Origin of the sequence: Microbacterium sp. A8/3-1 (assembly GCF_040267695.1) — a bacterium.
GTDB lineage: Bacteria > Actinomycetota > Actinomycetes > Actinomycetales > Microbacteriaceae > Microbacterium > Microbacterium luteolum.
Genome location: NZ_CP158357.1, coordinates 688,199 through 699,825, shown reverse-complemented (window position 1 = coordinate 699,825; position 11,627 = coordinate 688,199). Strand labels below are relative to the sequence as shown.

The following is an 11,627-nucleotide window of genomic DNA, read 5'->3' as shown; positions in this document are numbered from 1 at the left end:
ACGTCATGCGCCCGTGGGAGATGCACGACACGGTCGTGATCGGTGCCGGCGTGATCGGGGCTTCGATCGGCTACCACCTCGCTGCACGCGGATCGGCGGTGACCGTTGTGGATGCGGGTCTTCCCGCGTCCGGCGCGACCCGGCACTCGTTCGCCTGGATCAGCAGCGTCGGGGGCACCGATGGGCCGGCCGTCGGGCTCAGGGACCTCTCGGTGCAGGACTGGAGACGCCTCGGCGAGGAGATCCCGGGACTCGAGCTGGACTGGTCCGGAGCGCTCACGTGGGGTGACGAGTTCGGCCGCACAGAGGCGATCGATCCGCCGATCGACGTCGAGCCCCGGCTCTCCGAACTTCCCTCGTCCGCCCGATTCAGCCCGGAGGAGGGGTGGATCGATCCCGTTCGCGTCACGGAGCAACTGATCGAGGCCGCCCGTCATCGCGGAGCGCAGATCCAGCTCGGAGCGCCCGTGGTTCGACTGATCCGTGGTGAGGCCGCGGGCGTGATCGGCGTCGACCTCGGCCATGTCGTACTGGGAGCGTCGAACGTCATCGTCGCGGCGGGGACGGGGGCGGCCGCGCTCTGCAGCTCGGTCGGCGTCAGCCTTCCCCTGCCATCGGCTCCCGCGGTGATGGTTCGCCTCGCGGCCGAGCCGGGACTCATCGGGCACATCGTCGCGAATGACGAGTTCGAGGCCCGGCAGAGTCCGGACGGCACGATCCTCATGCCGCGCGGCTACGCCGGCGAAGACTCGGCCGAGTCGCTGCTGGCCACGGGCGAGATGGCCCGACGACTGCTGGTCGATTCGTTCGAGGGCGCAGAGGACGTCCGCCTGCTCGGCGCAGAGATCGGCTGGCGGCCGATGACGAGCGATGGAGAGCCCGCTGTCGGCGTCACGCGCATCCCCGGGCTCCACGTCGCCGTCGCGCACCCCGGCGTCTGCCTCGCGGCGACGATCGGAAGGCTCGTGGCCGACGAGGTCATGACCTCGATGCCCGCGCCCGAGTTGGCGCGCTTCCGTCCGACACGTTTCGACGGACCCGCGGGAAGGTCCGTCGCGGCCGACGATCAGGCGTCGACTCTCTGACCGGCCCGCACCCGGAACCACAGGCTGAGCTCGGCCAACGCGCGAAGAGTGGTCGATCGTTCGTCGGCATCCTCGAGGTCCGCGAAGGAATCGCGGAAGCCCGCCGGCGCATGGTCCCGCTCGCCCTGCAGACTCCGGTATCCCATGGTCCAGTCCTCGAACTGCCGTTCCTCGATGGGCTCCTCCATCAGGATCCGCATGTCGCGATGACGCACGTCCCGTCCGATGGTGCGGGCGAGTCCGCGCACGAGATGAGCGGGGCCCTCCAGAACCTGGATGAATCGCTCGCCGCGGTACAGCAGCATCCCGGTGATGTCGCGCGCACCGTTGAGGCTCCTGGCCTGCTCGAGAAGGTGCGTGAGGGCCGTCTCCCGGAACGGCGCAGCCGCTCGGCTCGTATACACGAGCGAGAGCAGCGTCGTGTCGTCCGCGCTCACAGCTGCACCACTCCCCTCAGCTGCTCGTCGGTGCCGTCATCCGGCGAGGACACCACCCCCGAGGATGAGACCGCGGCGGTCGCGCCGTCGAGGGTCGAGAAGCTGCCGAGCGCGCGAGAGCGTGCGTCGAACGCGGAGTAGCTGCCGTCCGGCTGCCGGTCGACGTACCCCAGGAAGTCTCCGCTGCGGCTGCCGACATGGAATCCTTCCTCGACGCACGCCCAGAGGACGTCGGAGGAAGCGGAGTGGGGATCGTTCACCCGTGAACACTATGAGGTCGCACCGATATTCTGCTTCCCCCTTGCGCAGCGGACGTCGGCTGTGGCAGGGGTGCGGGGTCAGATACGACGCACCGAGAGCATCTGCCAGCCCTCAGGCACCTTGGCCTCGAGGGCCGCCATGTCGTCCGCTTCGATCTCCTGAGGCTTGTCGCGCCGCTGGAAACGCCCCTCGACGATGCGGATGCCGCCGGGCCTCATCTCCACGTGAGCAGTGGCCATGTCCCAGCCCGCCGGAGCTTGGGCGAGAAGCTGTGCCCGGAGCTCCGGGATGTCGGTGCCCTCGACGGTCGCGGTCTTCTTCTCAGCGGGGCGGATCAGGGCAGCGAGCATTCGTCCAGCCTAGGCGAGGTGTCGAAGCGCCCGGCGCCGACATAGCGACTGCTCACTCCTCGATCGAACAGTGATCCCTCGTGTCGAACCACCCGACGTTGTTCCATTGCCACTCGCCCGGTGTGAAACTCTCCGAGCGGACCCTCACCGAGGAGAAGACGGACGCACCGACGGTGACTCGTACGAAACGGCGCACCAATCGTCCGCGTCGGAGACGCAAGTGACGTAGTCCACAGAACCATCGGAATTGTCGCTGTCGGACCTGGAGATGCGCGATCGTTACGCGGCCAGAGTGAGGGGTGGTCCCGGCAGGTCTGGGGAACCCTCGGGACCACCTGCCGGTGTTGCTGGGGACTTCACCGGCCCGTAGACCGCGATTTCCTGCGATCCATGCTCAACATACCGGTGAGGCCGTCGAGGCTGTCAATCCCCTAGCCGTGTCCGTGGTTCTCGCTACCGTTGTCACCTGCAGCGGATGCGTGCCGTTCTGGGGAACGCCGCGCGAAGCCCTGCAACCTTGAGGCCTGCCGTCGCGTGAAGGGATACGGCGGCAGGCCGCTTCACTGTTCCCGCACTCCCCCGGGACACGAAAAAACCCCCGGAGAACCGGGGGTTTGTCTGTGCGCGATACTGGGATCGAACCAGTGACCTCTTCCGTGTCAGGGAAGCGCGCTACCGCTGCGCCAATCGCGCCTGTACAGGCTATTCAGTTTGTATGCGACGAGGTGGCGACGGGATTCGAACCCGTGTAAACGGCTTTGCAGGCCGGTGCCTAGCCGCTCGGCCACGCCACCGTGTGGATTGACCCCACGTGCTTCGAGTCTCCAAGAGAAACTCACTGCACTCGAGCGGATGACGAGATTCGAACTCGCGACCCTCACCTTGGCAAGGTGATGCGCTACCACTGCGCTACATCCGCATTTGTTCCCGGTTGACCCGGGCACTCATGAAACATTAGCCGAAGATCGGCGAGGGTCCAAACCGGAATCGAATCCCGCGCGTGTCTGACGGAGTGGTCCGCACGGCCTCCGAGCGTCGGGTAGTATCTGTTGACGTACCCCACAGGTATGGGCGATTGGCGCAGTTGGTAGCGCGCTTCCTTCACACGGAAGAGGTCATCGGTTCGAGTCCGGTATCGCCCACAGTGAGAAGGCCCGGAATCACGCGAGAGTAGCGGATTCCGGGCCTTCGTCGTTCCGCCCTCAGGCGTCTTGTGTGTGCACTGTGTGTGCCCGAGCCCTCGGAATCATCGTCGCGACCATCTCCGCTTGCGCCCTATCGGCATCACCGACCCGGCTCACGTAGAGGTCGGCAGTGATGCGCGATGTCGAGTGGCCGAGTCGCTTGCTCAGCATCGTGACGTCTCCCCCGGCCGCGACCCACAACGACGCGTGCTCGTGCCGTGCGCCGTGGAGCGTGATCTTCGGAAGTTCGGCCTGACGGCGGAGCTTCTCGAAAAGGCGCGTCACGTAATCGGGCTTGACCGGCGCCCCGTCTTCCATGGTGAAGACGTGGCCGGTGTGCTGCCAGGCCTCGCCCCAGAGGTCGCGCTCCGCCTGCTGGCGGAACTTCCAAGCGAGCAACGCCCCGATCGCTGCATCATCGAGTGTGACCGTTCGGACGCCGCCATCTGTCTTCGGCGTCGATTCGACGATGCCGGCGCGAGCCTGAACTCGCGTCGCTCGACCCGCAGCGTTCGGGATGCGAGATCGACAGCTGACCAGTCGAGCCCGCAAAGCTCACCGCGTCTCATCCCTGTCAGGAACGCGAGTTCGTATAGCCTCCCTAGACGGTGCCCAGCCGCGACATCGAGGAACGTCCCCACCTGCTCACCTGTCCATGCGTCGAACCGCTTCGGCCGTTCAGCCTCGAGCGGTATCCGCAGAGCGGAATTGACGTCGACGAGGCCGTCTAGCAGCGCCGACGACAGTGCGGCCTGCAGAACCACGAGGATCTTGTGTCGGGTGCTCACGCCTCTGCCTTGCTCGGCGAGCGTGTCGAAGAACGCGACGGCGTCGGATATCTCCCAGCCGCATCCTCCCGAGGGCCGTTTGCGTGATGTCGTTCTCGATGTATCGGGCGTACTGGCCATGCGTAGTGTCCCGCAGCCCCTGACCGTTCCTGGCGGTGCGGCGGTGCCTGGGAAGCCACTTATCCAGGCCATCGAAAAGGCGGCCCGCATTCTCGATCGCGCCGGGTTGCCATCTCCGGACTATTCACTGCGCGATGTTCTCGACGTCCCTGGCATCGACCGAGAGAATATCGCGAGCTGGGGACATGGCATGCAGCTTCACTACGTCATGAGCGCCGGCGTCAGCCACAGTCCGGTGCCGATCGGGCAGCAGGTCGAGAAGGCTCTGGCCGAAGCAGTTAGAGCCGTCAGCATCGGGCGGGCGGTCGAGATCAAGAGCTGACAACGCCCTCGTCTGGCACCCAGCTGAGGTGACCAGTGGGACGGCACCTGCGCTGAGCGTAGCGGCCACGCGAGGTTTCAGAAGCGGCGTTCAGTCGTCTCCGCTGCAGCAGGGTCATCCTCGAAGGTCCACTGCAGAATCAGCACGTTGTCGTGACTCGATCCAGATCCGCCAGGCATAGCCCCGAACGGAACCGAGTCCCCGTGCTGGACGCGGATGGGGACACGGGGCGGGTCGAACACGTAGATGTTCCCGCCGGGTTTCAGATCGATCCCGGACACGACGACCGTTCGACCTGAGGTGTTCTGCACTGAGTACTTGTGCGTTCCGGCCCTTTTCTCGGGCTTTCCCCACGCGGGCGGCAGCGCGAGCTTCTGAGCGTCGAGGGCAGCTTGCGAAATCAGGTTCGCCCGCTGCAGAGCGTCGGCTGACTCCTGCTGAGCCTGCACAGCCCTGTCACGCGCTTTCTCGGCGTCGACCTTGCTATTCCTCGCCCGATTCGATGAGATGACCGACACGATCGCTGCCAGCGCGGAGACTCCGCTGACCACGAAGATGCCGATGTTGACGAGCAGCGCCGGGAGATCAGTCATGCCGCGATCGTAGCGGCCTACACCGGTGGTCCCACATACGGAAGGATTGGCGGGGTGCCGCGGGGAATTGTGTCTCGATAGACCGCACCCGCGGGGCCCTTCATCATCGTCTTGATCTTCTCGGGTCCCTTTCGACCGGACACGACGCCGATCGGTACACCGCCGGGCGCCACTGGCTTGACTCGCCTGCGTTCAACCATGCGTTTGATCCAGGATCGCGAATCGTCCGCGTCTTCTTGGCGACGTAGTTCATCGGCCATCGCGCCGGTCCGGATAAGCGGCTCCCATATCACGACAAATCGTCTCCGATCAGCCTGTGTTGAGTACACGTACCGGACCCATGCTTGCTCTAGAACGGGGCTGGTGACGAGCAGAGTGAACTTGCCTCCGGAAGCGAGTACTTCGGGGGCTCTGTTCTCGTTGTCGAGTTTCGCGTAGGCCCCGCATAGGGTGAGAGAGACGAGGCGAGCGGCGCCTCGTCCGAAGTTGTGAAACTCGAACACGTGGTACGTCCCGCTGGAGACCGTCGCAGTGGCGATCGGCTCCCAGCCGAGCATAAACACCGCGACCTGACGCCGTTTTCACGACGAACTCAGCTGTCGCGAAGACCAACGTCGCGAGTGCTAGAACAGTCGCGATCGATCCCACAGCTGTCCAGCCATTCCACGTCCAGAACGCATTCATGCGCCGAGCGTATCGATCTTGCGGCGCAACGCGGGGTGAGCCGTGGCCGCGTTCGGCGTGTCGGCAGCGGTGAGTATGCTTCGGGCATCGAAGCAGCGATTCACGCAGTATGGATGAAAGGACCCGCGATGGCCACCGATACCGAGACTCTGAAGTTGATCCTCCGCGAACTGGAGAACATCAACTTCCTAATGGGCGACGTCAACGAGATTCGCAACGGGAACTATGATCCTCCCGGTGGAGCTACCCCCGTACCCCGGCACGCCAAGACGAAGACGTTCGACGATCTCTTCAACGCTGTCGACGGGATCCAAGCCGAGAGCATGCGACAGACGGAGTTGCTTGAGAGCATTCTAGATGCCCTAACTGACGACGAGTAGATCGCTCGTCATGACGCGTGAGATCGAGGTGGAGTTCATCGGCGGTCCGAGGGCAGGGCGAGGCACCGTCGCAGTGAATAGCGGCTCGCGGTTGCCTGAGCGAATCGCAGTACACGAGGGCAGCTACCGGTTCAATCACGCCGGAAGCACGTGGGATGGCGAGTATCACTATCGCAACCCGGAGTACCGCTTCGAGCCTCGATAGAGTCCCCCTCATGGAGATCGCCGGATTCATCGTTGCTGTGCTCGCCGTCGTTGCCTCAGGCGCTGCAGCGCTATATGCGCACGGCGCGAACCGTCGAGCAGACGCGGCAAACAGAACGGCAGAGGAAGCGCTCAAACTGCAGCGGGCCGCGCTACCACCCGTCTGGAGCGCGGTCGAAGCCATCGGGGAAGGAACGATGGCGTTCCGCAACCAGTCGAGCCGAACAATCGAGGTGCTCGGCATCACAGTCGAGCCCGATGCGGCCGCTCAATTCGTCGGAGCTCCACCGCGGCCTCATTCGGTGGAATACGGAGACTTTCTCGCCCTGCAGGTGCGAGCTAGATACATGTCGCAACCAGCGCATCGCATCTTCATCGAGTGGCGTTACGAGGGCGAGGATCACGTGCACAAGACCATGCGGCAGGTCTAGGACGCGGGCTCCCAGACACGACGGATCGACTCCTCAAGGTCACTGACGTCGCCGAGATCCTCGGCGTCGGAATCGACTGGGTCTACGAGCGCATCAAGCGCGGCGAGCTGCCCGTCGTCGAACTCGGCGATACCCGCAAGAACCAACGAATCTCAGAAGCTGATCTCGCAACCTTCATCGCGAAACGTAGACACTCGACGACACCGGCGACTTAGACTCCGCGGTCCACTGGCAGATCGCCGTGAACGACCGAGGAGCAGACTCATGCGCCGCAAGACCCACCCCACCAAGCCGATCTGGTGCCATCGAGGCGGACACTGGTTCCGTCATCAGGGCACGATCACGGATCGGATCCCACCGCTGGATTGCCCAGAACACGACGGGTAGACTCGACCACAGAAGGCGGCAGGCAGTTCACTAGGACAGCTGAGCCGCCTTCGGCTTGAGCGGGCGTCAGTCGCGCCGCAGCAAAAGACCGGAGTTGAGAAGGTCGCCCTGACGGAGATGAGCCGCGATCTCGCGGAGACTACGGGCGTAGTCCGCGTCATCGTCAGCTTCGCGATCAGCAGCGTACCCATCGAGCCACTTCGCAATCCGAAGATGATTGATGTACAGCGCGGGCTCGGATTCGAGGACGGCGGACATGCGAGCATCATCGAACCGCGCGAGACGCTCGACATCGAAGTCAAGGAACTCAGGTGTTGGCATGTCCCGAGGCTACTCGATTGGACCAGACCGTTCCGCCGCAGGTGCGTCATCGCCCGCCGGAGAATTCGCCGGCTGTGCGGATCCGAACAATCGAGCGGTGCGCTCCTCCTGGTTCTTCCAGCGAGCCTCGCGCTCCTCCTGAGTCCGTTGCCGGGCGGTCTGAACGCGGAATCCTGCCTCAAGGTGCACGTTCAGCGAGTCCGCAGCGCGAGTCAGGGCCTCGTCGGCCTGCTTCTGGTTGTGTGCGGCCTCCACGAGCTTCTTGAGTTGACTGGTGACGTCGGCGTAGCGGTCGCGCTCGACGAGAGTCGCCGCCCACTGATCCACGTCGAGAACACTCTCGCTGTCCCACGAATCGCCGGCGGGCCCGTCGTAGATAGCCTTGACCTCATATCGGCGCGGCAGATCAGTCGGGTTCTGGTCATCGTCATAGCGGTTCAGCATGTAGCTGATCTTCCGCCCCGGCGCCAGGAACGGAATACTGCCGTCGACCATGGCGCGATCCAGAGCCTCCTGACTTCTTTCGTCCAATGCGACCGGGCGCTCGCTCCACTCAAACCGAATATTGCGAGCGGCTGTCTGTCCGGCATTCGAGACGTCAACACACGCATAAAGAGCACCCAGGAACCGGAAGTCAACCACGACGAACGGGCGTGCCTGCTCGAGCCGGCTGTTCACCGAGATTCGATATTGACGGAGCGCGATGATCGCGGCGACGAGGGCGATGGCAGCGGTGACGAAGGCCCAGAACGCTTGCCACTCCGCAGCATTCGGCCAACCGTCCCAACGGAACAAGTCGATCATGTGCAGCTTGGCCAAGTTCATGCGTGCACTCTATCGGCGACGCGTCCGTGTGTGCGGGAGTGTGTGCACACGGAACAGGAAGGGGCAGTATGGACGCGCATCCACCCGGATCACTCGACGGGCATTCCCCTACCAATCACGCCCGATCAGCATTCATCCGGAGCTAGCCGGACGGGTCGCACTTGATTCACACGGAAGAGGTCATCGGTTCGAGTCCGGTATCGCCCACAGAAAACCTCGGCAGATCCCAGATCTCCCGAGGTTTCTTCGTGTCCGGCACGGGCCGGCGGCTGTCCACCAATATCTTGGTCTCATGAATCCGCGCGTCGCCGCCATCGTCTTCCGCCTCGTCTTCGCTGTACTCTCGCTCACGGCCGTGGGCGTGCAGTTCTTCGCCGTGACGATCCCCCAGGGCCACAGCATCCTCAACTTCTTCTGCTACTTCACGAACCTCTCGAACATCATGATCTCGATCGTGTTCATCGTGAGCGCCCTGCGGCTGATCTCCGGACGCAAGGATCCGTCCGAGTCCGACGTCGCGATCCGCGGCGGTGCCGTCGTCTACATCGTGTTCGTCGGGGTCGTGTTCAACACGATCCTCGCCGACACCGACCTCGGCGAGCTGATCCCCTGGGTCAATGTCGTCCTTCACATGATCGTTCCGGTCGCCGGCCTGGTCGACTGGATCATCTGGGCTCCGCGCCGTCGCCTTCCCTTCCGCATCGCGCTGTGGTGGATGGTGTGGCCGGCGGCGTACTCGATCTTCTCGGTGGCCCGCGGAGCGATCGACGGCTTCTACCCGTATCCGTTCTTCAACCCCGCGGCCTCCGGCGGATACGGCGGGGTCGCGCTGTGGTGCCTGGTACTGGTCGTCGCCTTCTTCGTCCTCGCGGTGCTCGTGCGCTGGATCGGGAACCTGCGACACCGAACCCTGCACTCGCGATCGGCCGCAGAGGCGACATCGCTCTGACGCCGACGGATCTGCCCCGATCGCCCCTCGGTCGCCGACGCGTCACCCGCGCGCGACGCGGACGATCCGATCGTCTCCCTCGGACGGCCCGCCGCGACCGTCCGTGTTGTTCGTGAGGATCCACAGTGCGTCGTCGGGTGCGACCACGACGTCGCGGAGACGCCCGTACTCGCCGACAAGAAGCTCGGTCGCCGCACCGAGATCGTCGAGGGAGACCTCTCGAAGGCGCTCGCCCCGCAGGTTCGCGATCCAGAGCGCTCCGTCCGCGACGGCGATGCCGCTGGGACTGGCGACATCCGGACTCCACTGCTGGACGGGATCGATGAATCCCTCACGACCGGCGATGCCCTCGACCTCGGGCCAGCCGTAGTCGCCACCGGCCTCGATCACGTTCAGCTCGTCCCAGGTGTCCTGACCGAACTCGCTCGCGTACATCGTGCCACCCTCATCCCAGGCCAGACCCTGCGGATTCCGGTGCCCGTAGCTGTAGACCGGCGAGTCCTCGAAGGGATTGTCGGCGGGAATCGCTCCCTCCGGCGTCAAACGGAGGATCTTCCCGGAGAGAGAGTCGAGATCCTGCGCGCTCGAAGGATCTCCCGCATCGCCCACGGTCGCGTAGAGCATCCCGTCGGGGCCGAACGCGATGCGCCCGCCGTTGTGATTGCCGGCCGCGGCCATTCCGGAGATGACGCTCTCGGCCCGTCCCAGCGCGAGATCTCCAGCTGCGCCGGTGAGTTCGAAACGCTCGATGCGATTGTCCTCCGGGCCCGTGAAGTAGGCGTAGAGGTAGTCGTCGAGGACGGCGATGCCCAGCAGCCCGCCCTCACCCCTCGGGGCGACACCCTCGATGACGCCGACCTCCCGCGCACTGCCGTCGGCGGCGAGTTCGAGGATGCGGGCGGAATCCCGTTCGCTGATCAGAGCGACGTCATCGTGGAACGCGATGGACCACGGCACGTCCAGGTCCTGCGCCACGACGGTCGCCTCCCCCGGCTCCGCCGACGACGACGCGGAACTCGTTGCCGCGGGTGGACGCGGGACGGGCGCGGCCGTGCAGGCGACGAGCACGAGAACAGCGGATGCTGCCGCACCCGAGCCAAGGATCCTTCTGGTCGCCGCCGTCATCGCCTCTCTCCCTTCGCGCTGCCTTCGACACTATGCGCCCGCCCCGTTCCTCGAAACCATCGGTCGCTCCCGCCGCCCGGTGTCGGAGCCTGCTCCTATCGTTCGAGTCATGCCGTCGAATCGTGACCTGCCCGGCCCTTGCCTCCTCTGCGGAGGCGGCTCGGGGTCGCGCATCGGCAACGCCTGGATCTGCGAGACCTGCGGCTGGCGGTACGGCGATGTTCCCGACAGCGATCTCCCGCTGCCGCAGATCGAGGTCGTCTACTACCTGCGATACGACCGGCGCGTGAAGATCGGCACGAGCAGACGCCCTCGGCAGCGGCTCGCCAGCATCAAGCATGACGAGCTGCTCGCCTTCGAACGCGGCGGCAGGCCGATCGAACAGCAGCGGCACCGCGAGTACGCCGCGATCCGCGAAGGCGGCGAGTGGTTCACCCTCGACGCCGAGCTGCGCGCCCACATCACGCGCCTCCGCGCCGTGGGCGACCCGTGGCAGCTCTACGCACGCTGGTTCAGCGAGGCGCTCCGCGCATGACAGAGGCGCCCCGGGCCGGTGGGCCAGGAGCGCCTCTGCGGCAGGTGACGATCAGGCCGTGGCGACCCGACCCCGTGCGGTCGCCGGCTGCGGCTGGGAGAACAGCACGACCACGATGACCGCGGCACCGACCACGACGTGCGGCAGCCAGACGTTCAGGGCTTCGCCGGAGAACCCGAAGATCCACGGCGACAGCGCCAGGAACAGGCTCGCGACGATGTCGAACACGAGGTGGACGGGCATCGGGATGAATCCGAAGGGGCCCCACTCGTACTTGGTGAACAGGCTGTAGACGATCAGGCCGATACCGAGCACGATCGGGATGATGACGGCAGGACCGCCCATGCCGGCGAATCCGAAGAGCCACGGTGCAGCGATGAGAGCCACGCCGACGATGTAGTCGAGGATGCCGTGGACCTTGGTGGGGATGAAACGCATGATTCCTCCTTGAGCTTCGCCGCGATCGCGGCTCACAGATGATTCGTCGCACTCGGCGAATCGGATTGCTCGGCTCGCGGCGGAGTCCCAGGCCGCCCTGCTACGGTGAGCGAACCGGCATCTTGCTGGTATCAGGGAAGACTTCTTGTCGACCAACGGGCCGTTCTCGGCCATTTCGTTCTCCGTCGCCTCCTCTGTGCGATCCGAG

General features: G+C 65.0%; 17 protein-coding genes and 4 tRNA genes. 8 read left to right on the top strand and 13 right to left on the bottom strand.

Translation table 11 applies throughout. The features are described from left to right. Positions 1-5 precede the first annotated feature (5 nt). A complete protein-coding gene (locus tag ABS642_RS03500) occupies positions 6-1,085 on the top strand; it encodes an FAD-dependent oxidoreductase (RefSeq protein ID WP_350353390.1) in 1,080 nt (359 codons plus the stop codon). On the opposite strand, the gene ABS642_RS03495 is transcribed toward ABS642_RS03500, so the two are convergent. The 6 genes from ABS642_RS03495 to ABS642_RS03470 all read right to left on the bottom strand — a co-directional run bounded on the left by ABS642_RS03495 (position 1,067) and on the right by ABS642_RS03470 (position 3,052). After that, a complete protein-coding gene (locus tag ABS642_RS03495) occupies positions 1,067-1,522 on the bottom strand; it encodes a BLUF domain-containing protein (RefSeq protein ID WP_350352264.1) in 456 nt (151 codons plus the stop codon). The two genes, ABS642_RS03500 and ABS642_RS03495, sit on opposite strands and share 19 nt — an antisense overlap. Next, positions 1,519-1,782: a hypothetical protein gene (locus tag ABS642_RS03490; RefSeq protein WP_350352263.1), complete on the bottom strand. Its 264-nt coding sequence runs from the start codon at positions 1,780-1,782 to the stop codon at positions 1,519-1,521. The genes ABS642_RS03495 and ABS642_RS03490 overlap by 4 nt, the downstream gene beginning before the upstream one ends. Before the next feature lie 78 nt (positions 1,783-1,860). After that, entirely contained in the window at positions 1,861-2,133 is a 273-nt protein-coding gene (locus ABS642_RS03485; protein ID WP_350352262.1) for a hypothetical protein, read from the bottom strand. Positions 2,134-2,754: 621 nt separating this feature from the next. Next, positions 2,755-2,826 (bottom strand) — tRNA-Val (locus tag ABS642_RS03480). Between the two features lie 30 nt (positions 2,827-2,856). After that, positions 2,857-2,927, bottom strand: a tRNA-Cys gene (locus tag ABS642_RS03475). A 53-nt stretch (positions 2,928-2,980) separates the two neighbouring features. Continuing rightward, a tRNA-Gly gene (locus ABS642_RS03470) sits at positions 2,981-3,052 on the bottom strand. Positions 3,053-3,202: 150 nt separating this feature from the next. Between ABS642_RS03470 and ABS642_RS03465 the strand changes: the two genes are divergently transcribed. Continuing rightward, positions 3,203-3,275, top strand: a tRNA-Val gene (locus ABS642_RS03465). A gap of 60 nt (positions 3,276-3,335) precedes the next feature. Here the strand turns inward: ABS642_RS03465 and ABS642_RS03460 are convergent. After that, entirely contained in the window at positions 3,336-3,716 is a 381-nt protein-coding gene (locus tag ABS642_RS03460; RefSeq protein ID WP_350352261.1) for a tyrosine-type recombinase/integrase, read from the bottom strand. Continuing rightward, entirely contained in the window at positions 3,599-3,886 is a 288-nt protein-coding gene (locus tag ABS642_RS03455; protein ID WP_350353389.1) for a hypothetical protein, read from the bottom strand. Before ABS642_RS03455 ends, ABS642_RS03460 begins: the two co-directional genes overlap by 118 nt. Positions 3,887-4,097: 211 nt before the next feature. Between ABS642_RS03455 and ABS642_RS03450 the strand changes: the two genes are divergently transcribed. Then, positions 4,098-4,547: a hypothetical protein gene (locus ABS642_RS03450; protein WP_350352260.1), complete on the top strand. Its 450-nt coding sequence runs from the start codon at positions 4,098-4,100 to the stop codon at positions 4,545-4,547. A 77-nt stretch (positions 4,548-4,624) separates the two neighbouring features. On the opposite strand, the gene ABS642_RS03445 is transcribed toward ABS642_RS03450, so the two are convergent. Further along, positions 4,625-5,140, bottom strand: coding sequence for a hypothetical protein (locus ABS642_RS03445; protein ID WP_350352259.1), 516 nt, complete (start codon positions 5,138-5,140; stop codon positions 4,625-4,627). 812 nt (positions 5,141-5,952) lie between these two features. On the opposite strand from ABS642_RS03445, the gene ABS642_RS03440 reads away from it, so the two are divergent. From ABS642_RS03440 to ABS642_RS03430, 3 genes are all read left to right on the top strand, one after another. Beyond that, positions 5,953-6,204, top strand: coding sequence for a hypothetical protein (locus ABS642_RS03440; protein WP_350352258.1), 252 nt, complete (start codon positions 5,953-5,955; stop codon positions 6,202-6,204). 215 nt (positions 6,205-6,419) lie between these two features. Further along, positions 6,420-6,839: a hypothetical protein gene (locus ABS642_RS03435; RefSeq protein ID WP_350352257.1), complete on the top strand. Its 420-nt coding sequence runs from the start codon at positions 6,420-6,422 to the stop codon at positions 6,837-6,839. Beyond that, positions 6,788-7,054: a helix-turn-helix domain-containing protein gene (locus ABS642_RS03430; RefSeq protein WP_350352256.1), complete on the top strand. Its 267-nt coding sequence runs from the start codon at positions 6,788-6,790 to the stop codon at positions 7,052-7,054. The genes ABS642_RS03435 and ABS642_RS03430 overlap by 52 nt, the downstream gene beginning before the upstream one ends. A gap of 238 nt (positions 7,055-7,292) precedes the next feature. Here ABS642_RS03430 and ABS642_RS03425 read toward each other — a convergent pair whose 3' ends face one another. Beyond that, the gene (locus ABS642_RS03425; RefSeq protein ID WP_350352255.1) at positions 7,293-7,484 is read right to left on the bottom strand and encodes a hypothetical protein; all 192 of its coding nucleotides are present in this window, start codon (positions 7,482-7,484) and stop codon (positions 7,293-7,295) included. Between the two features lie 72 nt (positions 7,485-7,556). After that, positions 7,557-8,372, bottom strand: coding sequence for a hypothetical protein (locus ABS642_RS03420; RefSeq protein WP_350352254.1), 816 nt, complete (start codon positions 8,370-8,372; stop codon positions 7,557-7,559). A 292-nt stretch (positions 8,373-8,664) separates the two neighbouring features. Between ABS642_RS03420 and ABS642_RS03415 the strand changes: the two genes are divergently transcribed. Next, positions 8,665-9,321: a Pr6Pr family membrane protein gene (locus tag ABS642_RS03415; RefSeq protein ID WP_350352253.1), complete on the top strand. Its 657-nt coding sequence runs from the start codon at positions 8,665-8,667 to the stop codon at positions 9,319-9,321. A 42-nt stretch (positions 9,322-9,363) separates the two neighbouring features. Here the strand turns inward: ABS642_RS03415 and ABS642_RS03410 are convergent, their stop codons facing one another. Further along, positions 9,364-10,446: a PQQ-dependent sugar dehydrogenase gene (locus ABS642_RS03410; RefSeq protein ID WP_350352252.1), complete on the bottom strand. Its 1,083-nt coding sequence runs from the start codon at positions 10,444-10,446 to the stop codon at positions 9,364-9,366. 109 nt (positions 10,447-10,555) lie between these two features. Here ABS642_RS03410 and ABS642_RS03405 point away from each other — a divergent pair, with 109 nt between their 5' ends. After that, on the top strand, positions 10,556-10,981 hold the full coding sequence (locus ABS642_RS03405; RefSeq protein WP_350352251.1) for a GIY-YIG nuclease family protein: 426 nt from the start codon (positions 10,556-10,558) through the stop codon (positions 10,979-10,981). Positions 10,982-11,032: 51 nt separating this feature from the next. Here ABS642_RS03405 and ABS642_RS03400 read toward each other — a convergent pair whose 3' ends face one another. Next, positions 11,033-11,419, bottom strand: a complete 387-nt coding sequence (locus ABS642_RS03400) for an SPW repeat protein (protein WP_282217062.1) — start codon at positions 11,417-11,419, stop codon at positions 11,033-11,035. Positions 11,420-11,627: the final 208 nt, after the last annotated feature.

Bases quoted from the DNA above. Each gene is read 5' to 3' on its own strand.
- ABS642_RS03415 (WP_350352253.1), top strand. From the start codon at position 8,665: ATGAATCCGCGCGTCGCCGCCATCGTCTTCCGCCTCGTCTTCGCTGTA.
- ABS642_RS03425 (WP_350352255.1), bottom strand. From the start codon at position 7,484: ATGTCCGCCGTCCTCGAATCCGAGCCCGCGCTGTACATCAATCATCTT.
- ABS642_RS03445 (WP_350352259.1), bottom strand. From the start codon at position 5,140: ATGACTGATCTCCCGGCGCTGCTCGTCAACATCGGCATCTTCGTGGTC.
- ABS642_RS03410 (WP_350352252.1), bottom strand. From the start codon at position 10,446: ATGACGGCGGCGACCAGAAGGATCCTTGGCTCGGGTGCGGCAGCATCC.
- ABS642_RS03500 (WP_350353390.1), top strand. From the start codon at position 6: ATGCGCCCGTGGGAGATGCACGACACGGTCGTGATCGGTGCCGGCGTG.
- ABS642_RS03420 (WP_350352254.1), bottom strand. From the start codon at position 8,372: ATGAACTTGGCCAAGCTGCACATGATCGACTTGTTCCGTTGGGACGGT.
- ABS642_RS03440 (WP_350352258.1), top strand. From the start codon at position 5,953: ATGGCCACCGATACCGAGACTCTGAAGTTGATCCTCCGCGAACTGGAG.
- ABS642_RS03435 (WP_350352257.1), top strand. From the start codon at position 6,420: ATGGAGATCGCCGGATTCATCGTTGCTGTGCTCGCCGTCGTTGCCTCA.
- ABS642_RS03400 (WP_282217062.1), bottom strand. From the start codon at position 11,419: ATGCGTTTCATCCCCACCAAGGTCCACGGCATCCTCGACTACATCGTC.
- ABS642_RS03455 (WP_350353389.1), bottom strand. From the start codon at position 3,886: ATGAGACGCGGTGAGCTTTGCGGGCTCGACTGGTCAGCTGTCGATCTC.
- ABS642_RS03405 (WP_350352251.1), top strand. From the start codon at position 10,556: ATGCCGTCGAATCGTGACCTGCCCGGCCCTTGCCTCCTCTGCGGAGGC.
- ABS642_RS03485 (WP_350352262.1), bottom strand. From the start codon at position 2,133: ATGCTCGCTGCCCTGATCCGCCCCGCTGAGAAGAAGACCGCGACCGTC.